General features: G+C 50.6%; 19 protein-coding genes, 2 tRNA genes, 1 pseudogene, 1 riboswitch and 1 other annotated feature. Of the genes and pseudogenes, 15 read left to right on the top strand and 7 right to left on the bottom strand.

Translation table 11 applies throughout. The features are described 5' to 3' along the window. Window positions 1–171: 171 nt before the first annotated feature. On the top strand, window positions 172–1,389 hold the full coding sequence (locus tag HGBM_RS21830) for a putative glycoside hydrolase (protein ID WP_147512956.1): 1,218 nt from the start codon (window positions 172–174) through the stop codon (window positions 1,387–1,389). Window positions 1,390–1,402: 13 nt separating this feature from the next. On the opposite strand, the gene HGBM_RS21825 is transcribed toward HGBM_RS21830, so the two are convergent. Next, window positions 1,403–2,356 carry a YaaC family protein gene (locus HGBM_RS21825; protein WP_019123220.1) on the bottom strand — a complete coding sequence of 318 codons (954 nt, stop codon included), beginning with the start codon at window positions 2,354–2,356 and terminating at the stop codon, window positions 1,403–1,405. Window positions 2,357–2,533: 177 nt separating this feature from the next. Between HGBM_RS21825 and guaB the strand changes: the two genes are divergently transcribed. The 10 genes from guaB to HGBM_RS21775 all read left to right on the top strand — a co-directional run bounded on the left by guaB (window position 2,534) and on the right by HGBM_RS21775 (window position 12,506). After that, window positions 2,534–3,994 (top strand): IMP dehydrogenase, encoded by a 1,461-nt coding sequence (gene guaB, locus HGBM_RS21820; RefSeq protein ID WP_019123219.1) that lies wholly within the window; start codon window positions 2,534–2,536, stop codon window positions 3,992–3,994. A 180-nt stretch (window positions 3,995–4,174) separates the two neighbouring features. Next, entirely contained in the window at window positions 4,175–5,488 is a 1,314-nt protein-coding gene (locus HGBM_RS21815; protein ID WP_019123218.1) for a D-alanyl-D-alanine carboxypeptidase family protein, read from the top strand. An 87-nt stretch (window positions 5,489–5,575) separates the two neighbouring features. After that, entirely contained in the window at window positions 5,576–6,460 is an 885-nt protein-coding gene (gene pdxS / locus HGBM_RS21810) for a pyridoxal 5'-phosphate synthase lyase subunit PdxS (RefSeq protein ID WP_019123217.1), read from the top strand. A gap of 12 nt (window positions 6,461–6,472) precedes the next feature. Then, window positions 6,473–7,063: a pyridoxal 5'-phosphate synthase glutaminase subunit PdxT gene (gene pdxT / locus HGBM_RS21805; protein ID WP_019123216.1), complete on the top strand. Its 591-nt coding sequence runs from the start codon at window positions 6,473–6,475 to the stop codon at window positions 7,061–7,063. A gap of 61 nt (window positions 7,064–7,124) precedes the next feature. Then, window positions 7,125–7,351, top strand: a binding site (T-box leader). A 50-nt stretch (window positions 7,352–7,401) separates the two neighbouring features. Continuing rightward, entirely contained in the window at window positions 7,402–8,679 is a 1,278-nt protein-coding gene (serS, locus tag HGBM_RS21800; protein ID WP_019123215.1) for a serine--tRNA ligase, read from the top strand. 103 nt (window positions 8,680–8,782) lie between these two features. Further along, window positions 8,783–8,859: transfer RNA gene (locus HGBM_RS21795), tRNA-Arg, on the top strand. Window positions 8,860–8,879: 20 nt separating this feature from the next. Continuing rightward, a riboswitch (TPP riboswitch) is annotated at window positions 8,880–8,992 on the top strand. Between the two features lie 43 nt (window positions 8,993–9,035). After that, window positions 9,036–10,106 carry an ABC transporter substrate-binding protein gene (locus HGBM_RS21790; protein WP_019123214.1) on the top strand — a complete coding sequence of 357 codons (1,071 nt, stop codon included), beginning with the start codon at window positions 9,036–9,038 and terminating at the stop codon, window positions 10,104–10,106. Window positions 10,107–10,126: 20 nt separating this feature from the next. Continuing rightward, window positions 10,127–10,888, top strand: a complete 762-nt coding sequence (locus HGBM_RS21785; protein ID WP_019123213.1) for an ABC transporter permease — start codon at window positions 10,127–10,129, stop codon at window positions 10,886–10,888. A gap of 6 nt (window positions 10,889–10,894) precedes the next feature. Further along, window positions 10,895–11,734 (top strand): ABC transporter ATP-binding protein, encoded by an 840-nt coding sequence (locus HGBM_RS21780; protein ID WP_035287654.1) that lies wholly within the window; start codon window positions 10,895–10,897, stop codon window positions 11,732–11,734. Beyond that, window positions 11,718–12,506 (top strand): TatD family hydrolase, encoded by a 789-nt coding sequence (locus HGBM_RS21775; RefSeq protein WP_019123211.1) that lies wholly within the window; start codon window positions 11,718–11,720, stop codon window positions 12,504–12,506. Before HGBM_RS21780 ends, HGBM_RS21775 begins: the two co-directional genes overlap by 17 nt. Window positions 12,507–12,587: 81 nt before the next feature. Here the strand turns inward: HGBM_RS21775 and HGBM_RS31920 are convergent. Then, window positions 12,588–12,824, bottom strand: a pseudogene (locus HGBM_RS31920) (ATP-binding protein); the annotation flags it as partial. A gap of 190 nt (window positions 12,825–13,014) precedes the next feature. Here HGBM_RS31920 and tadA point away from each other — a divergent pair. After that, window positions 13,015–13,482, top strand: a complete 468-nt coding sequence (gene tadA / locus HGBM_RS21770; RefSeq protein WP_019123210.1) for a tRNA adenosine(34) deaminase TadA — start codon at window positions 13,015–13,017, stop codon at window positions 13,480–13,482. Between the two features lie 47 nt (window positions 13,483–13,529). On the opposite strand, the gene HGBM_RS30995 is transcribed toward tadA, so the two are convergent. Next, window positions 13,530–13,709, bottom strand: coding sequence for a hypothetical protein (locus HGBM_RS30995; RefSeq protein ID WP_019123209.1), 180 nt, complete (start codon window positions 13,707–13,709; stop codon window positions 13,530–13,532). A 47-nt stretch (window positions 13,710–13,756) separates the two neighbouring features. Continuing rightward, a complete protein-coding gene (locus tag HGBM_RS21760; protein ID WP_019123208.1) occupies window positions 13,757–14,482 on the bottom strand; it encodes a pseudouridine synthase in 726 nt (241 codons plus the stop codon). Window positions 14,483–14,626: 144 nt separating this feature from the next. Here HGBM_RS21760 and HGBM_RS21755 point away from each other — a divergent pair. Next, window positions 14,627–14,718, top strand: a tRNA-Ser gene (locus tag HGBM_RS21755). Window positions 14,719–14,858: 140 nt separating this feature from the next. Here HGBM_RS21755 and HGBM_RS21750 read toward each other — a convergent pair. Further along, on the bottom strand, window positions 14,859–15,590 hold the full coding sequence (locus tag HGBM_RS21750; RefSeq protein WP_019123207.1) for a YheC/YheD family protein: 732 nt from the start codon (window positions 15,588–15,590) through the stop codon (window positions 14,859–14,861). Window positions 15,591–15,614: 24 nt separating this feature from the next. Next, window positions 15,615–16,349 (bottom strand): YheC/YheD family protein, encoded by a 735-nt coding sequence (locus HGBM_RS21745; RefSeq protein ID WP_019123206.1) that lies wholly within the window; start codon window positions 16,347–16,349, stop codon window positions 15,615–15,617. Window positions 16,350–16,639: 290 nt separating this feature from the next. Here HGBM_RS21745 and HGBM_RS21740 point away from each other — a divergent pair, with 290 nt between their 5' ends. Further along, window positions 16,640–18,016 (top strand): YheC/YheD family endospore coat-associated protein, encoded by a 1,377-nt coding sequence (locus tag HGBM_RS21740; RefSeq protein ID WP_019123205.1) that lies wholly within the window; start codon window positions 16,640–16,642, stop codon window positions 18,014–18,016. A gap of 108 nt (window positions 18,017–18,124) precedes the next feature. Here the strand turns inward: HGBM_RS21740 and HGBM_RS21735 are convergent, their stop codons facing one another. Continuing rightward, complete coding sequence (locus HGBM_RS21735; protein ID WP_026074592.1) at window positions 18,125–19,339, bottom strand: multidrug effflux MFS transporter; 1,215 nt, start codon at window positions 19,337–19,339, stop codon at window positions 18,125–18,127. Between the two features lie 231 nt (window positions 19,340–19,570). Between HGBM_RS21735 and HGBM_RS21730 the strand changes: the two genes are divergently transcribed. Continuing rightward, window positions 19,571–20,221, top strand: a complete 651-nt coding sequence (locus HGBM_RS21730; RefSeq protein ID WP_019123203.1) for a phosphatase PAP2 family protein — start codon at window positions 19,571–19,573, stop codon at window positions 20,219–20,221. Window positions 20,222–20,448: the final 227 nt, after the last annotated feature.

Below are 20,448 nucleotides of genomic sequence, written 5' to 3'. Positions count from 1 at the left end.
AAACGATAGAAAAAGACAGTAGTCAGCGTAAGCTGGCTTTTTTTTGTTTTTCTTTCAAAAAGAGGAATAAACTGCTGGACAAGTAATCTGGCCGATAACACATACTACAAAGGTAAGCGAACAGCCGAATGTCATTCACGTCTATGCTATTCTGGGAAGGAGGAGTGCGTTGTGGCATGGTGGCGAATCGAGTGGACATCAAGCTTTGCTCGTATCCTCTCCATACTGCTTTTGTCCGGATTAACCGGCTGCGCAGTCGCAGTATCTGCAACCCATGGGAATAGTCCGGACCAACCGCTTGATACAATCCCTGCAAACGCATGGAGCGAAGAGAATTTGCTCGCTTCGCCTGAACAGATAGGCAGGATGAAAATTCCAGTTAAAGTAAAAGGCATTTATGTGACCGGGAGAAGTGCCGGGAACGGCAATTTTCAACGATTGCTCAACCTTGTTGACCACTCCGAATTGAATGCGATGGTCATAGACGTAAAAGAAGACGCCGGAAGGATTACATATAACTCGGAAGTCCCCCTTGCAAAGAAGATCGGGGCAGACAAGACCAGATTTATTCCCGACATCGATCAGTTGATCAGCACATTGCATGAGCATCATATCTACCCAATTGCAAGAATTGTCTGTTTTAAGGATCCGCTTTTGGCAAAAGAAAGAGCAGACTGGGCTATCCAGCGAAAAGAAGGCGGATTGTATCAGGACCGAAAAGGGGTAAACTGGATCGATCCTTACCGAACAGAAGTGTGGGAATACAATATTGCATTGGCAAAGGAAGCAGCGCGAAAGGGATTTAAAGAAATTCAGTTTGATTACGTCAGATTTCCGGCAGGGGGAAAACAGATCGACCGGGAAGTCAAGTACTATCAACAGGACAGCGCAACGAAACAGCAGGTCATCGCAAATTTTTTGCGATACGCAAGGAAAGAGCTGGCTCCGTACCAGGTTTCCATTTCTGCAGATGTGTTTGGACTTGTGCCGTCCGTATCAGATGATATGGGCATCGGGCAAAAGTGGGAGTTGATCTCACCAGAGGTCGATACCATCTGTCCGATGATGTATCCGTCCCATTATGCCAGTGGAACCTACGGTTTGTCCCTCCCGGATGCCAAACCGTATGAGAACATCTTGCACGGGCTCGCCGATGCCCAGCAAAAAAATCAGGTGTTAACCGCCGACGGCAGGAAGCCGGCCGTAATTCGTCCCTGGTATCAGGATTTTACGGCCACATGGGTAAAGGGACACATCCCCTACGGCGCAAGCCAGGTACAGGCCCAGATCAAAGCCGGAAGGGACAGGGGTGTTGACCAATACTTGATCTGGGATGCAAAAAATACATACAGCATAGCGGCATGGGAACAGAGCGGTCAAAGGAAGTAAGGTGTCAGTCGATCTAAACGCAATCCAGCAAACGGCGGATGTAGCCAGGGAATACCCTTTGGTGGATGTCTAAAAAGCGGTTTACCAAATAGACCTCTGAGAGCGTATGGGAAAGGACCAGTTCCCCCCAGGACTCGGTCTCATACCGGCTCAGCATGCTTAACATGTACAACAGCATGTAATGGACAGCCCATTTTGGCAGCGGAAACGGTTCCTCACCGCTCCAAAAATAAAGCTCTGATTCCCCTTCGGCAAACAGCGGATGCTGATCCAGCAGGCTGCCGTTGGCAATGCTGATCCTGACCCGCTTGTGAACTGCAGCAGAAGAACCTTCTGCCGGGAAAAAGCGGATCCCGGAAGGAGCGAGCCGATTCAAGTAATCCAAGAACGTTTCTATGGAAAATCCCAACGTTCCCTGGATAACGGGAGGAAACGCGAGCCATGATTGATCCTGACAAATCACAGGCTGCCAAACGGAATCGCCCAGCGCCATCTTGCACTCTTCCCGCAGTTCAGGAACGTAGGAAAAGAGCTGGGACACGGAATAGCGATCCTGCATGGGAAAATCGCCAATGATTTTAGCCAAATGAGGAAAAAAACCCTCTTTTTGCGGACGTATTTCGTCTGCAAGCAGATGGTAGGGGTTTTTTTTCATTTTTCTGGTCGTCACTCCGTGCTGGAGCATCCGGCTCGTTCGCGGATAATAGGGATCGCGGGTTATCAGATAACCTTTCAGCAAATGAGTACAGCCGTAAAACAGCAGCGTCGGTCGAACGAGCAGCTCGCACTGGAAGGCTGCTTCGTAAAAAGCCCGCGCCTGCCTCCATGTGTATGAGAACCGGCCGCTTTGCTGAAAGGAAAGGCGCTCCGGTTGTTCTATTTTCAAAGCATCATAGGAATTGGTTAAAAATTTCCTAGCCGCAGGTTCCGTCTCCAGGTATCGCAGCCAATCCCAGGGAGAAGGCATTAATTGGCACCGCCTTAAACAGAATATTCGTTAAAATGGTAGTGCTTTCATGAATTGAAGGGAATATAATAGTATATTTTCCAAGGAAGCCGAACATTATAAGCATTCCTTGACAGTAAATTAAGTGGTTTGCTAAACTGGCGATAAAACATTTTTGGGCGAAAGGGGATAAACATTGTGTGGGAAAATAAGTTCGTCAAAGAGGGGCTTACATTTGACGATGTTTTGCTTATTCCGGGAAAATCCGAGATCCTTCCCCGCGAAGTAGATGTAAAAACGGTCTTAAGCGAGTCGGTGAAGCTCAACATTCCGTTAATCAGCGCAGGAATGGATACGGTAACGGAGTCGGCACTGGCCATCGCTATTGCCCGCCAAGGCGGAATTGGCGTTATCCATAAAAACATGTCCATTGAACAGCAGGCAAGTGAAGTAGACCGTGTGAAACGGTCAGAAAGCGGTGTTATTACCAATCCTTTTTCCCTCACCCCCGATCATCCAGTGGCAGATGCCGATGCGTTGATGGGGAAATTCCGCATCTCCGGTGTCCCGATTGTCGATGAAGAAAATCACCTTGTCGGGATTCTGACCAACCGGGACCTGCGTTTCGTTCACGATTATTCCACCCCTATCCATCAAGTGATGACAAAGGACAACCTCGTGACGGCTGCGGTCGGAACGACGCTGCAGCAGGCTGAAGAGATTCTGCAGCGGCATAAGATCGAAAAGCTGCCGCTGGTCGATGAAAACAATGTATTAAAAGGTCTTATCACCATCAAGGATATCGAAAAAGCCATTCAATATCCGAATGCTGCAAAGGACAAGCAGGGCCGACTGCTGTGCGGAGCAGCCGTTGGCGTTTCCGCCGATACGTTTGAACGGGCTGCGGCGCTTGTCGAGAAGGGCGTCGATTTGCTTGTGGTGGATACGGCTCACGGACATTCCAAGGGAGTTTTGGAGACCGTGAAAAAGCTGCGGGCCAATTACCCGGACTTGACGATCGTCGCCGGGAACGTCGCCACGGGTGAAGCAACCCGGGATCTCATCGAAGCTGGCGCTTCCGTCATCAAGGTAGGGATCGGACCTGGATCGATTTGTACGACACGTGTTGTTGCCGGGATCGGCGTACCGCAAATCACGGCTGTATACGATTGCGCAACGGTTGCCCGCGAGTACAGTATCCCGATTATCGCCGATGGCGGCATCAAGTACTCCGGGGATTTGCCGAAAGCCATTGGCGCCGGAGCCTCAGCGATCATGATCGGCAGCCTGTTTGCGGGAACAGAGGAAAGTCCCGGTGAATTTGAAATTTACCAAGGCCGCCGATTCAAGGTATACCGCGGCATGGGGTCGATCGGAGCGATGAAAGCAGGAAGCAAGGACCGTTACTTCCAGGATAATGAGCAAAAACTCGTACCGGAAGGAATAGAAGGCCGCGTTCCCTACAAGGGTCCATTGGCAGATGTCGTTTTCCAGTTGATTGGCGGACTGCGGGCGGCAATGGGTTATTGCGGCACGAAAAACATTGAAGAGCTGCAAAACAATTCCCGTTTTGTCCGGATTACTGGCGCAGGGCTTCGCGAAAGCCATCCACACGATGTTCAAATCACCAAGGAAGCACCCAATTACTCTATTTCCTAATTATTAGGGCAGAGAAACTCCCTTTTCATAGCGACGAAAGGGGAGTTTTTTCGGGTTGATTAGCCTTCCCATGTTTTCTTTTTGGAAAAGCCCTGAAAGATCAAGTTGTTTATGGTAGACTAAAAGCTGTGTGCCAACTAACACGTAGAGCAACCACGTAAATATGGGGAGAGTGATAGTATGATGCCGAGATGGATAAAGCGGCTGACGATTCTATTTTTTACAATTTCGCTGTTCAGTACATCCTTGCTCGGGGCATCATCTCAAGCGAATGCAGCAGCCCAGGCACAACCAAACCTTGATTTGGCGGTAAATTCAGCGATCCTCGTAGAAGCGTCTACCGGGAAAATTCTTTACAAAAAGAATGAGGATGTACCGTTGCCGCCGGCCAGCATGACCAAGATGATGACCGAGTACTTGGTCCTAGAAGCCATCAAAAACAAGAAAATAAAGTGGACAGATGTCGTTCCTGTCAGTGACTACGCGTTTTTTATTGCCAAAATGAGCGACTCGTCAGGGGTATACCTCAACATGGGCGAGGAGCATACCGTACAAGAGCTGTACAAGGCCATGTCGATTGCATCCGCCAATGACGCCACCGTCTTGCTGGCGGAAAAAGTCGGCGGCGATGAGCCCAATTTCGTCGCCATGATGAATAAAAAGGCCCAGGAATTGGGAATGAAAAATACCTATTTCGTAACCTCGTCCGGTTTGCCGGCCGATGAACTGGGAAAGTACACGCCGGCCAACTTTGACGGAAAGGACAATACCATGTCTGCCCGCGACGCAGCGATATTGGCAAGGGCGCTGATTCGGGATTTCCCGGAGGCGCTGGAAATCTCCAAAATCCCGCGCTTCGTATTCCGGGAAGGGAAGCCGAATGCGACGCCGAGAGCCAACTACAACTGGATGCTTCCCGGTTTGCCTTACGAGTACCCGGGAGTCGACGGACTGAAAACAGGGCATACTAAACAGGCCGGCTACTGTTTTACCGGAACGGCAACTCGCGACGGCATGCGATTAATCAGTGTCGTAATGGGAACCGAGAACACGGCGGAGCGGTTTGGCGAGACGAAAAAGCTGTTTGATTACGGCTTCAGCAACTATAAACTGGCGAAGAAAGTGGATCAGGGGGCTGCCATCACAGGTTTCGAAACGGCTCCTGTGAAAAAAGGAGTCGACGTAACGGTTCCAGCGGTAACAGGCAGTGTCGTCTCTGTACTTACGAAGACAGGGGACAACGTGAAGGTCACGCCGACTGTCACGTTTAACGACTTGACTGCCCCTATTCAGAAGGGACAGGTTATCGGAAAAGTGACGTTCAAGGCAGAAGGAGATGCAGAAAGCGATTATCTGCAGCCCGATGATCTAAAGAACGCAGGTGTAGATCTGGTGGCCGGAGAAGATGTAGAAAAAGGAAGTTGGATCCGCCTGTTTTTCAGAAGCATCATACAGTTTATTGGTAACCTATTTAATGGGATTATTGGGAAATAAATAGGAAATTAGCAGGTTGTCTACCACATGAATCATCGTTTAAAATAAGACCAAGTTTCTGAAATATTTGAGCAGGGGGCTTGTCAAATGGTTCAAGTAGGTACGGATCGGGTTAAACGGGGTATGGCAGAAATGCAGAAGGGCGGCGTCATTATGGATGTCGTCAATGCAGAGCAAGCAAAAATCGCCGAAGCAGCTGGTGCTGTTGCCGTCATGGCTTTGGAACGGGTTCCTTCGGATATTCGCGCAGCTGGCGGAGTAGCTCGCATGGCTGATCTCGGCATCGTCGAAGAGGTTTTAAAGGCGGTTTCCATTCCGGTCATGGCCAAGGCGCGGATCGGTCACTTTGTGGAAGCACGGGTTCTGGAATCGATGGGCGTCGATTATCTCGACGAGAGCGAAGTGCTGACGCCGGCGGACGATCTGTACCATATCAATAAAAAAGAATTTACCGTTCCTTTCGTCTGCGGCGCTCGCGATCTGGGTGAGGCGCTGCGGCGTATCGGCGAAGGCGCTTCGATGATCCGCACCAAAGGCGAGCCGGGAACGGGCAATATCGTGGAAGCCGTTCGTCACATGCGGACGATGCAATCGCAGATTCGCAAGGTTCAAAGCATGTCCTATGACGAATTGATGGCGGAAGCCAAAACACTGGGCGCTCCCTACGACTTGCTGGAGTACGTACACAAAAACGGCAAACTGCCAGTGGTAAACTTCGCTGCCGGCGGGGTTGCCACACCGTCTGATGCCGCTTTGATGATGCATCTTGGCGCTGACGGGGTATTTGTCGGTTCCGGTATTTTCAAATCGGAGAACCCTGAAAAATTCGCCCGGGCGATTGTGGAAGCGACCACCCACTATACCGATTACGAATTAATTGCCCGCGTTTCCAAAGGACTGGGCACGCCGATGACAGGCATCGAGATCTCCAAGATTGGCGACGCAGACCGCATGCAGGATCGCGGTTGGTAAGGTGGAATATCGATGAAAATTGGCGTTCTTGCCCTGCAGGGTGCAGTAGCCGAACACATCCGCACGCTGAAACAGGCAGGCGCGGAAGCGGTTGCTGTCAAAAAGGTAGAAGAATTACGTGATCTGGACGGCTTGGTTATTCCCGGCGGAGAAAGCACCACGATCGGGAAAATGATGCGAAAATACGGGTTTATGGAGGCGCTGCAGCAGTTCGCCGCTGAGAAAAAGCCGATTTTTGGAACCTGTGCCGGAGCGATTTTATTGGCAAAGGAAATTGTCGGCCAGGATGAGGCCCACCTCGGGTTAATGGATATTACTGTAGAACGAAACGCATACGGCCGACAAAAGGACAGCTTTGAAGTCTCCCTGCCGATTGCCGGCGTGGCACCTGATTTTCCCGCCGTGTTTATTCGCGCGCCTTATATCGTGGAAGTGAGAGGAGCCGGACAAGTCCTGGCAAAATACGATAACAAGATCGTAGCTGCCCGGGATGGACAGTTCTTGGCAGCGGCGTTTCATCCGGAGTTGACCGAGGACTGCCGTTTCCACAAGTACTTCCTGGACATGGTCAAAGAATCCCGCAAGGACAAGGCACCTGTATAAGGTGCCTTTTTTGCGCTTTACACCCGTATAGATTTTGGTGTAAATTAAAATAATAATAAGGAAGAAAGCTTCGACGGGAACAAGTACTCTGTATTGATTGGTGCAGAGAGGCGGTGGAAGGTGCAAACCGTCCCAACAAACAGACGAATCCATCCCGGAGCGGCGAGGGAAATAACCTTGCCCGGCAGCGTGCCGTTATCACGTAAAAGAGGGTAAATTGTCTGACGCGATTTCAAGCGGACAATTTGCCAATAAGGGTGGCAACGCGGGTCCACACTCGTCCCTTAGCGGGAGCGGGTGTTTTTTTATGTTTGTATATAGCGATGGAGGGATATGTCATGTTAGATCCGAAGATATTGCGACAGGATTTAGAAGGGGTCAGACGAAAGTTGGCCAATCGGAACGAAGATATTTCCGCTCTTGACCAATTTGCAGAAACAGATGAAAAACGCCGACAAGTCATCCAAGAAGCAGAAACCTTAAAAAATAAACGAAACACAGTCTCAGAACAAGTCGCAGTACTGAAACGGAATAAGGAAAATGCCGACCATCTGATCGCGGAAATGAAGCAGGTAAACGACAGGATCAAGGAACTGGATGAAGAGCTTCGGCAGCTGGATGAGAAAGTGACGGAGATTCTGCTCAGTCTGCCTAACCTGCCGCACGAATCCACCCCGGTGGGACTAACGGAAGAGGACAATGTCGTCGTCAGAAAATGGGGCGAGCCAAAGCAGTATGATTTCCCGGTAAAGCCGCATTGGGAGCTGGCCAATGAACTGGGCATCCTCGATTTTGAATCGGCGGCAAAAGTGACCGGAAGCCGCTTTGTCTTTTACAAAAAGGCGGGTGCACGGTTGGAACGCGCCCTGATGAACTTCATGCTGGATCTGCATGTCAGCCAGCACGGATATGACGAAATTATCCCGCCTTATATCGTGAACCGGACGAGCATGACCGGGACAGGCCAACTGCCAAAATTTGAAGAAGATGCCTTTCGTTTGGACGGTCCTGACTATTTCCTCATTCCGACAGCGGAAGTGCCGGTTACCAACATGCATCGTGACGAGATCCTGGACGGTGCCAGCTTACCCCGGTACTATGCCGCGTTCAGTGCGTGTTTCCGCTCGGAGGCGGGTTCTGCCGGCCGTGACACTCGCGGGTTGATCCGTCAGCATCAATTCAACAAGGTAGAGCTGGTCAAGTTTGTAAAGCCGGAAGATTCCTATGAGGAATTGGAAAAACTGGTGGCCAACGCGGAAAAAGTCCTGCAGCTGCTGGGTCTGCCTTACCAGGTCTTGAGCATGTGCACGGGCGATCTTGGCTTTACTGCCGCGAAGAAATACGATCTTGAGGTGTGGATACCCAGCTCCAATTGCTACCGGGAAATTTCGTCCTGCTCCAATTTTGAAGATTTCCAGGCGCGGCGGGCCAATATCCGCTTCCGCCGGGACGCCAAGTCCAAGCCCGAGTTCGTACACACGTTAAATGGCTCCGGCCTGGCCCTCGGCCGAACTGTCGCGGCCATCATCGAAAATTACCAGCAAGCAGACGGAAGCATCCTGATTCCCGAGGTGATTCGTCCGTATATGGGCGGGCTGGAAAGGATCGCTCCGTAAGAAGGGGAAAATATGCCAGCGGGATGGCGCGGGCGCAGGCCTGCGCTTTTTCCCATTTGCAAAAAAGGCGAATCCCAAATATAATGAAGTGTAGATGTTTTTTGTCCCCGTAGCTCAGTTGGATAGAGCGACAGTTTCCTAAACTGTGCGTCGGAGGTTCGAGTCCTCTCGGGGGCACCATTATATCCGATGTTGACAAATCAATACGCCAGGGGTGCTGGAATTGGCCGGCTGAGATTGTATCCCACGAAGATACTGACCCTTTAAACCTGATCTGGGTAATGCCAGCGTAGGGAAACCTATTTTGACACTTCTTTGTGCGTCCGTCAGGCGCCCCCGATCAGGGGGCGTTTTTTATGTTCAGCATCGCAGCATCAGGGGAGGAAGAGAAAATGAACTTGGGTAAGTGGAAATACGCCGTTCTAACGGGGCTGGCGATTTTCAGCCTGGCCGGCTGCGGCGGTCAAGGTCAGGAAGCGGCGGGAGATCAAGGCCATGTACCGGAAGGGCAAAGCGGAGCTGCACCCGCTCAGATAAAAATTGCCCTGGATTGGTCGCCCAATACAAACCACACAGGACTTTATGTCGCGAAAGATCAGGGGTACTACCAACAAGAGGGGTTGAACGCGGAGATTGTGCAGCCGGGAGCGGGCGGTGCGGAGGCGATGGTCGCATCCGGGGACGTCGATTTTGCCGTCAGTTACCAGGAGGTCGTCTCCCAGGCCCGTACCCAGGGGGTGCCAATCGTCTCGATCGCAGCGGTTATTCAGCACAACACGTCGGGTTTTGCCTCTCCGGCGTTTAAAAATATCAAAACGCCGAAGGATTTTGAGGGCAAGACGTATGGCGGTTACGGTTCCCCGACAGAACTTGCCTTGCTTCAATCCGTCATGCAGTTTGACCATGCAGATGCCGGGAAAGTCAAGATCGTCAACACGGGGGAAGGCGATTTCTTTACTTCGATGAAGCGGGATATCGATTTTGCCTTGATCTACTACGGTTGGACCGGGATCGAAGCAGAGCTTCGCAAGGAACCGCTGAACATCGTCTACCTGAATCACTACTCTGACAGCCTTGACTTTTACACACCGGTATTGATCACCAGTGAAAAGATGATCAAGGAAAAACCGGAAATCGTCAAAGCATTTATGGCCGCTACCTCCAAAGGATACCAATACGCGATTGAAAAGCCGGAAGAGGCAGCACAGATTTTGCTAAAAGCAGCTCCTGATCTGGATCGAGATCTGGTCTTCGCCAGCCAGAAATGGTTGAGTCCCCGCTATCAGGATGATGCACCGCGTTGGGGAGAGCAGAAAAAGTCAGTATGGGAAAATTATGCAAAATGGATGTATGAACATCATCTGCTGGAGAAGCCGTTAGACACAGATGCGGCCTTCACCAATGAGTTTCTCCCGGACGGAAAATAGACAAAGCGGAGAGACAAGCAATGACGAACAGAACGTGGTTTCAAAAATTTTGGCCGCCGACCGCGGCAATTCTATTACTGTTGGTGGTTTGGCAGTTGGCGGTCACCATATGGGCGGTTCCTGCCTGGATGCTGCCGAGTCCGCTGCAAATCGTTTCCGAGGGCATAAGCAGCATGCCGAGGATGTGGATGCATACGGCCTTCACCATTCGGATGACGCTTATCGGGTACGCCATTGGGGCAGTTGTCGGATTTGTACTATCGTTCGTTCTGCACATGCTGCCGCGGATCAAAACGGCTTTTTATCCCTTATTGATTTTGAGCCAGAACATACCGATTATCGCTTTGGCGCCGCTCTTGATGATCTGGTTTGGTTTCGGGCTGCTCCCGAAAATGATCGTCATCACCCTGGTCTGCTTTTTTCCCATTGCTGTCGCCACCCTGGATGGCTTTGCCCAAACAGATCCGGTGATGATGAACTACATGAAGATGATCGGAGCCAGCCGGCGGCAGATTTTTTTCAAACTGGAGCTGCCCCACGCCATTCCGTATCTGTTCTCCGGGTTAAAGATCTCTGCGACGTACAGCGTGATGGGTGCCGTCATTTCGGAGTGGCTCGGTTCGGACAAGGGGATCGGGGTCTACATGCTGCTTGCCAAATCCGGATTTCGCACGGACCGGGTCTTCGTAGCTATCTTTATAATCGTATTTTTAAGCCTGCTGTTATTTGGCTGCATCATCCTTTTGGAGAGAGTGTGTACCAGATGGAAGCCGAAGGTGTAGGCTGTGATGGGGGGTGGAAGGGTGACAGTGAACAGCCAATTGGAACTCCGGAACCTCGCCAAAACGTTTCAAAACGGCGGAACGGTAAGGAGGGTGCTCGACAATATTTCTCTGACGGTGAAAAAAGGCCAGTTTGTCTCAATCGTCGGTCCCTCCGGGAGCGGAAAGAGCACGCTGTTCCACGTGATCGGCGGGTTGACTGAGCCCACGTCAGGGCAGGTCATCATGGACGGAAAAGACGTGACCGGGACCAAAGGATTGATCAGCTACATGCCGCAGCAGCCGGCGCTGTTGCCGTGGCGAACGATCGAGGATAACGTCATACTGGCCAGAGAGGTAGCGGGACTGCCCCGGCAGGAGTCGATCGAAATGGCGAGAGAGTGGCTGGGCAAAGTCGGACTGCAGGGGTATGAACATGCTTACCCCCATGTTTTGTCGGGGGGAATGCAGCAGCGGGTCGCTTTCTTGCGGGCGCTCTTAAGCCCACAGGAGTATATGTGCCTGGACGAGCCATTTGGCTCGTTGGACGCGCTGACGCGGTATGACATGCAAAAGTGGCTGACAAGCATTTGGGAGACGCAGAAGCGCTCTGTGCTATTTGTGACCCACAGTATCGAAGAGGCGTTGTTCCTGTCGGATACGATCTACGTATTCTCCAATAAGCCGACGAACGTGCTGAAAAAAATAACCGTTCCTTTTTCTCGTCCGCGCGCAGAAGAGGTGATGGAAATGCCGGTTTTTCACGAGTTGAAGCGGGAGATTTACCAACTGCTAAAACGTGAGCAGGAGCGATCGGCAGAGTCGACCGGGACGAAGGAGGAATTTTCTCATGCTGCGCCATATTGATGCCCATATTCATTTGGATAAGTATGAACCGGACATCCAGCATTCCATGCTCAGTGAACTGGAAGAGTACGGCATTCAAGGTCTCGTTGCTGTTTCCATGAATCTGGCGTCTTGCCAGGAAAACCGCGAGCTGCAGCGCCGATTTCCCCGGCAGGTCTTTCCTGCTTACGGGTTTCACCCTGAACAGGAATTGATCGCCGGGGAAGAGTTGGATCAGTTGTTTGCGTGGATTCGGGAGCACCGGGATGGGATGGTGGCAGTAGGGGAAGTGGGATTGCCGTATTACGAGCGAAAACAGGCAGAGGCGGCAGGCAGGAGCTTTGAGCTTGCTCCTTATACCAGGCTGCTGGATCGGTTTATCGCGCTGGCCGCCGAACTGAAAAAACCGGTTGTGCTTCATGCCGTGTATGAAGATGCCAAAATCGCTTGTGATTTGCTGGAGAAGCACAATGTCCGAAATGCCCATTTTCACTGGTTTAAGGGGGACGAAGAGACAGTCAGGCGGATGGCGCAAAGCGGATATTACGTATCGTTTACGCCTGATATCGTGTACGAAGCAGAGATTCGGGCATTGGCGGAGATGTATCCGTTGGATCAAATGATGGTTGAAACCGATGGCCCCTGGCCTTTCGAAGGGCCGTTTCAAGGCAGGCAGACCCACCCCCGGATGATTTCTTCTGTTGTCGGGGAAATTGCCGGCATCAAAGGCATATCGGAAAGAGCCGCTGCGGAAACGATTCTGCAGAATACCAAGCGGTTTTATCAAATTTGACCGAAATAACGCAGACCATACCGGGAACCAGGCACGGTGTGGTCTGTTCTTTGTTATGTCAGGTTGTCGTTCAATTATTGCGCGGGAAATAGCCAGGCCCAGCCCGGTTTCTCCGTCCTTGCCTTTGACGAATCGGTGAAATAATCGGGGCAGCACACTCTCCGCAATCCTTTCGCCATCATCGGCGACATCAATTACGACTTCCTTCTTCGTAGACACTACGTTGATCGTAATACACCTCTTCCCGTGACGAATGGCGTTGCTTACGATATTGAGCAGGGCCTGCAGCAGCTTATCCTGGTCGATTCGAACAAGCATAGGGTTTTGTTCAGCGGGTACAAAGGTCGCTCTGATTTCCAGCCCCTTTTTTTCTGCGAGCGGCTTTAATCGTTCGACTGCGCAAAAGAGTGTCTGACGTTGTCGGGCACTCTTTTTCAATTTGTTGAGATTTGCCTTGTAGAAAGGTAGAATACAAGCAATGGGAACAGGACGGAAGGAAGAAAGTGCAATGAATGGGCAGGATTCTCGACACGAGCTGTTTATGCAGGAAGCGATCAACGAAGCAAAAAAGGCAATGGCCATCGGTGAGGTGCCGATTGGCGCCGTTATAGTAAGGGACGGCGAGATCGTCGGCAGAGGCTACAACCTGCGCGAAACAAAAAAAGATCCCACCCTGCATGCGGAGATGATTGCAATTCGTGAGGCAAGCGAGCGTTTGGGCGGCTGGCGGCTGATCGGCTGCACGCTCTATGTAACGTTGGAACCGTGCCCGATGTGTGCCGGAGCCATCGTTCAAAGCAGAGTGGAAGAGGTTGTATTTGGAGCGGCTGACCCGAAAGCCGGGTGTGCCGGGACGCTGATGAATTTGTTGAACGACCAGCGGTTCAATCATCAGGTACCGGTAGTCGCAGGGGTGCTCGCTGATGAGTGTGCGGGTTTATTAAAACGTTTTTTTCGCGAGCTGCGCAAAAAATAACCGCGACTCCGTGTGTACGCTGCCGGATCGCGGCTAAAATCGGTGAATCAATCGATGTAGTCGATGTACAAGTGGCTTACGAAGGTAGAATCACCCTTTTTGATCTCTTCTTCTGTTGCGGGTTCATCCAACTGATCGTCTTCCATACTGGGAGCATATTCGGGCTCATGCTGTTTGCCTTGCTGTCCGGCGTGAGGTTGTTTTGACCGATTCGGCTGTTCGCTCAATGATTTCCACCCCGCTTTTTGCTTAGCGTTTGTGGAAAACGGCAGGGTTATTCGCGCGAATCACCGCGAAGAGCAGCGAGTTCCTCTTCTGTCAGCTCGCGAAACTCTCCCGGGGCAAGGGAATCGTCCAGGTGCAGAGCACCCATTCGCAGACGCTTTAGATACACCACCTGGAGGTCAAAGGCAGCAAACATCCGTTTTACTTGGTGAAATTTCCCCTCTGTAATCGTTACCCGCACTTCCGAAGTCTCGCCCTGGGTGATGATCTCTAACGAGGCGGGCATCGTCTGGTAGCCGTCATCCAACGTCACTCCCCGACGGAAATGTTCAACGTGCTCAGATGTAACACGCCCTTCTATGCGGGCAAAATACTCCTTGTCCACTTTTTTCTTCGGAGACAGCAGGCTGTGGGAGAGCTGACCGTCATTGGTCAAAAGCAGCAGCCCCTCGGTATCGATATCCAGACGGCCGACAGGATGGACCTTCGTCGCCCATTCAAGCGGAAGCAGGTCAACGACAGTCCGATGCCGGGTGTCTTCCGTTGCGGAGATAACCCCTGGCGGTTTGTTCATCATGACGTAGATCCAACGTTTGTAAGAGAGCGGATGACCGTCAATTTCGATCGTCTGTATCTCCGGAACCACGTGCATGCCGGGGTCGGTTGCAACCTCCCCGTCAACGGTGATAATCCCTTGCTTCACCAGCTGCTTCACTTCTTTTCGCGTGCCGAGTGCCATATTGGCCAGCACTTTATCTAAACGTTCGCGTTTCATTGGAAACTCCTCACTTTTACGGGACTAAAGACAGGTAACAGCTTTAATCTTGCCCCATTTAGAGAGGAAAATCAAGGTTTGGCAGAATATTCTACTTGCCTGGCAGCAAAAAAAATGCTATATTATACTTTGTCTGATCGGTCTGGAGAGATACCCAAGTGGTCATAAGGGGACGCACTCGAAATGCGTTAGGCGTCGTGAGGCGTGCGTGGGTTCGAATCCCACTCTCTCCGCCATATACCGTATGTGATGTGACGAGTAAAGCATAATTTGGCTAAAATGGCTAAATTATGCTTTTTTCTTTTTCCATCGTGATCAACCCAAAAAGGCAATCTCGCTGGCGCCTTTTTTCGTCGGGGGAGCTTTTCGCTGCCGGTTATCCTTTTTTATAAGCCATGATCCGGCGGTACATGCTTTTGTCCTTGATCTTCAGGAAATGGGACATCAGCGGCTTTCGATTCGCCTCAATGATCCATACGTGTCCGCTTTGGTCCAAGCCTATGTCCAAACCGTAGATACGGTGATGCGGATATATCCTCCGCAAAGATTTGGCTGTCCGGATTGCATTTTTGTAAATGTTGTCCAGCAAGCTTTCCGTCGAAAGACTTTTCAGGCAAGAAGTCTTGAATGCGGTTTTTACCGGCAGCAGTGTCCCTTTGCTTCTTGTATTGTTGGTGACGATATAACCTTTGCCTGCCACTTTGGCTACGATGCCGGTGACTTTCCACGTGCTCGAGTGTTTTTTTCGCTGGACGATCACCCGGATGTCAAAAGGCCGGTTATCGACTGTTACGAGGGGAACTCGGCGTTGAACAATGTACTTGCGGGAACCGGTTTTTTCTCTTACATATCGGTAGGTACGTTCTTTTCCATGCAGGATTCTGCGAATATTTTCACGGTGAATTTCATAGCGGTCATCGCCCAATGAGGACACTTGGATCACTCCAGAGCCCCGGCTCCCGCCAAGGGGTTTGAGGATCACTTGACCGTATTTGGAGGCAAAGTCCCAAAGGTTGCTTCGCTTCATCCAGCGTGTTTTCGGCACGTGAGAGACCAGACGCTTCGACCTGATCATACATTTATATTTTTTCATTTTGCTCAAACTCATGGTTTGCTCACCTTTTTTTCGTAATTAGCCCTTTTTATAGGACTTGATACGGTAGTACATGGTTTGATCGCCCAGTTTGCGGAAATGGGACATCGCGGGGAACAGATTCGTCTCAATGATCCAAATATCGCCGCTTCGATCCACACCCATATCCAGTCCGTAAATTCGGTGATGGGGAAACAGGAGGCTGAGCCGCCTGGCGGCCCGAAGAGCGACTTTTTCAATCCGGGACAGCAGTTCATGCTGGGAGTAGCCGTAGAGTGAAGAACGGTGAAGCGCAGATTCAACGTGGAGCAGTTTTCCTTTGCTCCTTGTATTGTTGGTGACGATATAGCCTTTGCCGGCGACTTTTGCGGCTTTTGCGGTAATGACCCACGTATCGGAGTGCTTTTTGCGCTGAACAATAATCCGCATGTCAAATGGGCGGTTATCCACTTTGGCTAAGGGAATCCGGCGTTGTACCATATAAGGAGAGGATCCGATTTTGCTTTTAATGTACTTGTATGCCCATTTTTTTCCAATAAACCTTTTCTTTTTCTTCTCGCGGTGTATTTCATAACGATGGTTTTCCAACGGAGATACCTGAATGACACCTCGGCCGCCGCGTCCGTAAACAGGCTTGAGAATCACCTTGCCGTACTCTTCGATAAATTTCCGAAAGTTGTGCTCCGTGAGCATTCGGGTTTTTGGCAAATATGGCGCCAATCCTTCAAATTGTTTCAGGAACAAATATTTTTTCCATTTGTTTTTTTGGCTCATTGATCATTCACCTTTTCCAAGTAAAATGGACTGTTCCAAGATCATGTGCCTTAGTGTATGTGAAGAGTCAGAATATACCATTAGAATATGGGGAAAAGGTCATAACTGAACTGGCTAAAGACACCAAGGCAAACGTTCATTTTTTGGTCATTTGCGATGGCCTGACAAACTGTCAAACATCAGGCTAAGGAATCTAATGACAGTTGGTTGTTCGTCCAAACTACAAGGTATAGCCTTGCATATGTAATACACTAAAAAGGGAGAAAAGAACGTCTAGGAGGTTACTAAGCATGGATTCCATATTAGTACGGCTCCGTTTTTTTTCGCATCGAAATGTTACAGGAATCTTCCTTTCGCCCAGCATGTGCCAGAAACTGCAGCTTATGCCTCATCAGCCGATCATGATATCCCTCGGAAAGCGGGAAGTGCCGGCTGTTGTCTTGCAAGACAAGAAAAACTCAGACAGCAACACCGTCAGGTTGACCAACTCCTTGCGCAGAGAACTGTATATCCCCCACGGCGGACTGATTCATTTAAAGCGGGAAGGCAACGTATTGCGCATCGGCCCGGCGATTGGCATCGTGACGACCGGCGTGCGGCAGGATGCCAGAAAGCCGATTGGAATGCGAACCTCCGCTTTTTACAAACTGCTGCTTGCACAAAGAGGAAAGGGCGTCTTCTACTACATCTTCTCCCCAAGTGACATCGACTGGGACCGCAACACGGTTGACGCTTGGTTTTTACGCCCGACGGCAGATGGCCGCTATCAGTGGCAGTACATTACGACTGCAGTGCCTGATGTCGTGTATGATCGCATTCCCTCGCGCAACGCAGAGCGGCAGGAACAGGTAAAAGATTTCAAAATGAGGCTGTATACCAAAGTCAATTTGCCGATGTTTAATTGTGGCTTCTTCAATAAATGGGGAGTCCATAAACTGCTTTATCCGCTGGAAGATGTGAAAGAATTTATCCCCGAAACCTACAGCCACGCCTCACTGGAAAACCTCCGCCAAATGCTGAAAAAATACCGGATGGTATATTTAAAACCAAAAAATGGAAGTCTCGGTTACGGAATCGTAAAAGTGGTGCGCCAACCAGGAAGGAGATTTAAAGTCTCCTACCATACTGCTGGCGGCAATGTGGAACGCTTCTTCAGCAGTTATTCATCGCTATACCAGCATGTGTTCCGCAATCGCCGTCCCAGCGCATATCTGGTGCAGCAGGGAGTCGAGCTGCACACGTATCAACGCCGCCCCTTTGACTTCCGCGTTCACATGCACAAAAATCTTCAGAATGACTGGGTCATCTCTTGCATGGCAGCCAAAGTGGCAGGCCCCGGCAGTGTGACCACGCACGTGAGGACAGGCGGAACAGTGATTCCGGGAAGCGATCTTCTCAAGTCGATTTTTGGCATAGAGTGGCCTATCATCGAACAGAGGATCAACAGTGCTGCCGTCCGGATCGCTAAGGCCATAGAAGAAACGAAAGGCGATCCGCTGGGTGAACTGGGGTTGGATATGGGGATTGACGTAAACGGACATGTCTGGATGTTTGAGGCCAACTCAAAACCGGGTCGTTCGGTATTCAAGCATGCCGCTTTGAAACAAGCCGATGAATTCTCCCGCAGTCTGCTTATCGATTTCAGCTGCTTCCTGGCGAACTTTTAACGCCCTTGCAGCTAACTGTTCAGAAAGCGGCCAATCCCTAACAGAAAAAGAAAGTCGGCATTCCTGAGCCTTCAAGCCCAAGGAAAACCGACTTTTTTCATCGTCTAGTTATCTGCGCCGCCCCAGGGTGAAAAAGCACAGGATGGAGCAAATTTCCGCAGAAGCGATGACGATCCCCATCGGAACAGCAGTCTCGCTGCCGCCCAGACCAACGAGCGGGGCCACCAAGCCGCCAAAGATAAACGACAAGACCCCGAGCAGCGCCGAGGCACTCCCTGCCGAACGGCCTTGATTTTGCATGGCCAGGGAAAATCCTGTGGTCGTTACAATTCCGACACTAGACACGACAATGAACAGGGAGAATAAGATAGCGTAGAGCCCTGCGTGAATCAGGATCACCACAAGCAGGGCAATACCGCCAAACGCAGCCAAGGTGAGTCCGCTGATGAGCAGTTTGGTCTCGTTCATCCGTCCTGCCAATCTGCCAGTGATCTGGCTGGCAATGATAATCCCCAGACCGTTGATGGCAAAAAACAAGCTGAACATCTGCGGAGAGACACCGAAAATCTCCTGCAGGACAAATGGCGAGCCAGATATATAGGCAAACATGGCAGCTACTACAAATCCCTGGGCTAATGCATAACTCATAAAGATCCGGTCGCCGAGCAGACCGCGAAAAGTGGCGAGCGTATTTTTGATGCCGCCCTTGGACCGGCGTTCAGCCGGAAGAGTCTCAGGCAAGCGGAACAAGACCACGAGGAGCATGGCAATCCCCACCAAACTGAGGACAACGAATACCCCCTGCCAGGATGTGACCCGCATAAGCTGCCCGCCGATGATCGGAGCAAGGATGGGGGCAGCGCCATTAACCAGCATCAACAGCGAAAAAAACTTCGTCAGTTCTGTGCCGGAGTACAAATCCCTGACAATGGCGCGGGAGATGACGATACCGGCGGAACCGGCTGCTCCCTGCAAGAAGCGAAGCAGCAGCAGCGCCCAAATGGAGGGAGCAAATGCACACAGCAGCGAGGTGGCTGCGTAGACGACCAGTCCGATGACGAGCGGCAGGCGCCGCCCGCGAACATCGCTTAGCGGGCCGGCAAATAACTGTCCCAGTGAAAGGCCGAGCAGGCAGGCCGTCAAGCTGAACTGGGCCGAAGAGGTGCTGGTGTGCAGATCGGTGGCCAACGCGGGCAAGGAAGGCAAGTACATGTCAAGGGAGAGCGGCCCAAAGGCAGAGAGCGCGCCCAATACAACAGCCATCAATACCCGGCTTGTTCGCACAGGTCGCTGTTGGGATACTGCATCAATACTACTGTTCATGATTGAGCTTTCCACTCTTTCGTAATGAATTGACATCCTAACATGAATGTTGCAAGTATTGCGATCATGTGATTTTGCGCGTTTAAGCACGCTGTACTCGCTTATGCGGGCTCATTTACTCATTGTAACAGAAATGTTAAATAGAAGATAAGAGGCAGACGACGATGAAACTGCCGTTAACAGGATTTTTCTGAGATGAACCTATCCAAACAAGACGAAAGGTGAAACTTGATGAAGAGAGTCCAAAAATGGCTGCCGTTATGCTGGATGATACTTATACCGATCTTCAATCTGTTTTATCTCCTCTTGAATAACGACAATCGGGGAGTAAACAGTCTCGTTACCGATCTGGATCACATGATTCCTTTTGTAAAAGGATTTATCATTCCATACTTGGGATGGTACGCGTTTATTTTCCTCACGCTATGCTATTTTTTTGTGAAGGAGCCCAGGTTGTACTACAAGACACTCATTTCCCTGTTGATCGGCTTATGTGTCTGCTATGTCGTATACTTCTTTTTCCAAACGACGGTGCAGCGGCCGTCCTTATCTGAAGGGGATTGGCTGAGCCGCTTGGTCATGTTTGTCTACAGCATCGATCAACCATACAACTGTTTCCCCAGCATTCACTGTTTTACGAGTTTTTTGATGATGAGCGCCATTAACAGCAGTGCGATAAAAAACAAGTACAATCTGATCACGATTAATGGTTCAGGCAGCCTGATCATCTTATCGACGCTGCTCGTCAAGCAGCATGTGGTGCTCGACGCATTGTCTGCTGTTCTGCTGGCACATATCGTATTTGCGGTAAATTCGTATGTGGAAAGAAGGTTGGTTATCCAATGGAAAAAGAGACGTTCCTTATCGTGGACGATGAAATAGGGATGTGCGGACTGACGTTCAAAAAGGCAGGGGAGAGAAGGAAAGCTCACCCCCGCTGAATTTTATTTTACCGAATGGGAATTGCCGGCTGAAAACAGCTTTTTATTTTTAATTTGGGACGAGTCTGATGTAACGAAAGCAGGACTATTTTCGTTATAACTGGTAGTAGCGAATGCAAGGACCAAGGATTTGGTTTGATTTAGGTCCTTTGGGAGGGGGCAAAAACA

Origin of the sequence: Brevibacillus massiliensis (genome assembly GCF_000311785.1) — a bacterium.
Lineage (GTDB): Bacteria > Bacillota > Bacilli > Brevibacillales > Brevibacillaceae > Brevibacillus_C > Brevibacillus_C massiliensis.
Note: the sequence above shows the minus strand (reverse complement) of the source record. Positions and strands in the feature narration are given on the sequence as shown.

Excerpts from the sequence above, each read along its gene's own strand:
- HGBM_RS21815 (WP_019123218.1), top strand. The coding sequence starts at position 4,175 with ATGATGCCGAGATGGATAAAGCGGCTGACGATTCTATTTTTTACAATT.
- serS (WP_019123215.1), top strand. The coding sequence starts at position 7,402 with ATGTTAGATCCGAAGATATTGCGACAGGATTTAGAAGGGGTCAGACGA.
- HGBM_RS21790 (WP_019123214.1), top strand. The coding sequence starts at position 9,036 with ATGTTCAGCATCGCAGCATCAGGGGAGGAAGAGAAAATGAACTTGGGT.
- HGBM_RS21730 (WP_019123203.1), top strand. The coding sequence starts at position 19,571 with ATGAAGAGAGTCCAAAAATGGCTGCCGTTATGCTGGATGATACTTATA.
- pdxS (WP_019123217.1), top strand. The coding sequence starts at position 5,576 with ATGGTTCAAGTAGGTACGGATCGGGTTAAACGGGGTATGGCAGAAATG.
- HGBM_RS21760 (WP_019123208.1), bottom strand. The coding sequence starts at position 14,482 with ATGAAACGCGAACGTTTAGATAAAGTGCTGGCCAATATGGCACTCGGC.
- pdxT (WP_019123216.1), top strand. The coding sequence starts at position 6,473 with ATGAAAATTGGCGTTCTTGCCCTGCAGGGTGCAGTAGCCGAACACATC.
- HGBM_RS21740 (WP_019123205.1), top strand. The coding sequence starts at position 16,640 with ATGGATTCCATATTAGTACGGCTCCGTTTTTTTTCGCATCGAAATGTT.
- HGBM_RS21780 (WP_035287654.1), top strand. The coding sequence starts at position 10,895 with ATGGGGGGTGGAAGGGTGACAGTGAACAGCCAATTGGAACTCCGGAAC.
- HGBM_RS21775 (WP_019123211.1), top strand. The coding sequence starts at position 11,718 with ATGCTGCGCCATATTGATGCCCATATTCATTTGGATAAGTATGAACCG.
- HGBM_RS21785 (WP_019123213.1), top strand. The coding sequence starts at position 10,127 with ATGACGAACAGAACGTGGTTTCAAAAATTTTGGCCGCCGACCGCGGCA.
- HGBM_RS21745 (WP_019123206.1), bottom strand. The coding sequence starts at position 16,349 with ATGAGCCAAAAAAACAAATGGAAAAAATATTTGTTCCTGAAACAATTT.
- HGBM_RS21825 (WP_019123220.1), bottom strand. The coding sequence starts at position 2,356 with ATGCCTTCTCCCTGGGATTGGCTGCGATACCTGGAGACGGAACCTGCG.
- tadA (WP_019123210.1), top strand. The coding sequence starts at position 13,015 with ATGAATGGGCAGGATTCTCGACACGAGCTGTTTATGCAGGAAGCGATC.
- HGBM_RS21750 (WP_019123207.1), bottom strand. The coding sequence starts at position 15,590 with ATGAGTTTGAGCAAAATGAAAAAATATAAATGTATGATCAGGTCGAAG.
- HGBM_RS21735 (WP_026074592.1), bottom strand. The coding sequence starts at position 19,339 with ATGAACAGTAGTATTGATGCAGTATCCCAACAGCGACCTGTGCGAACA.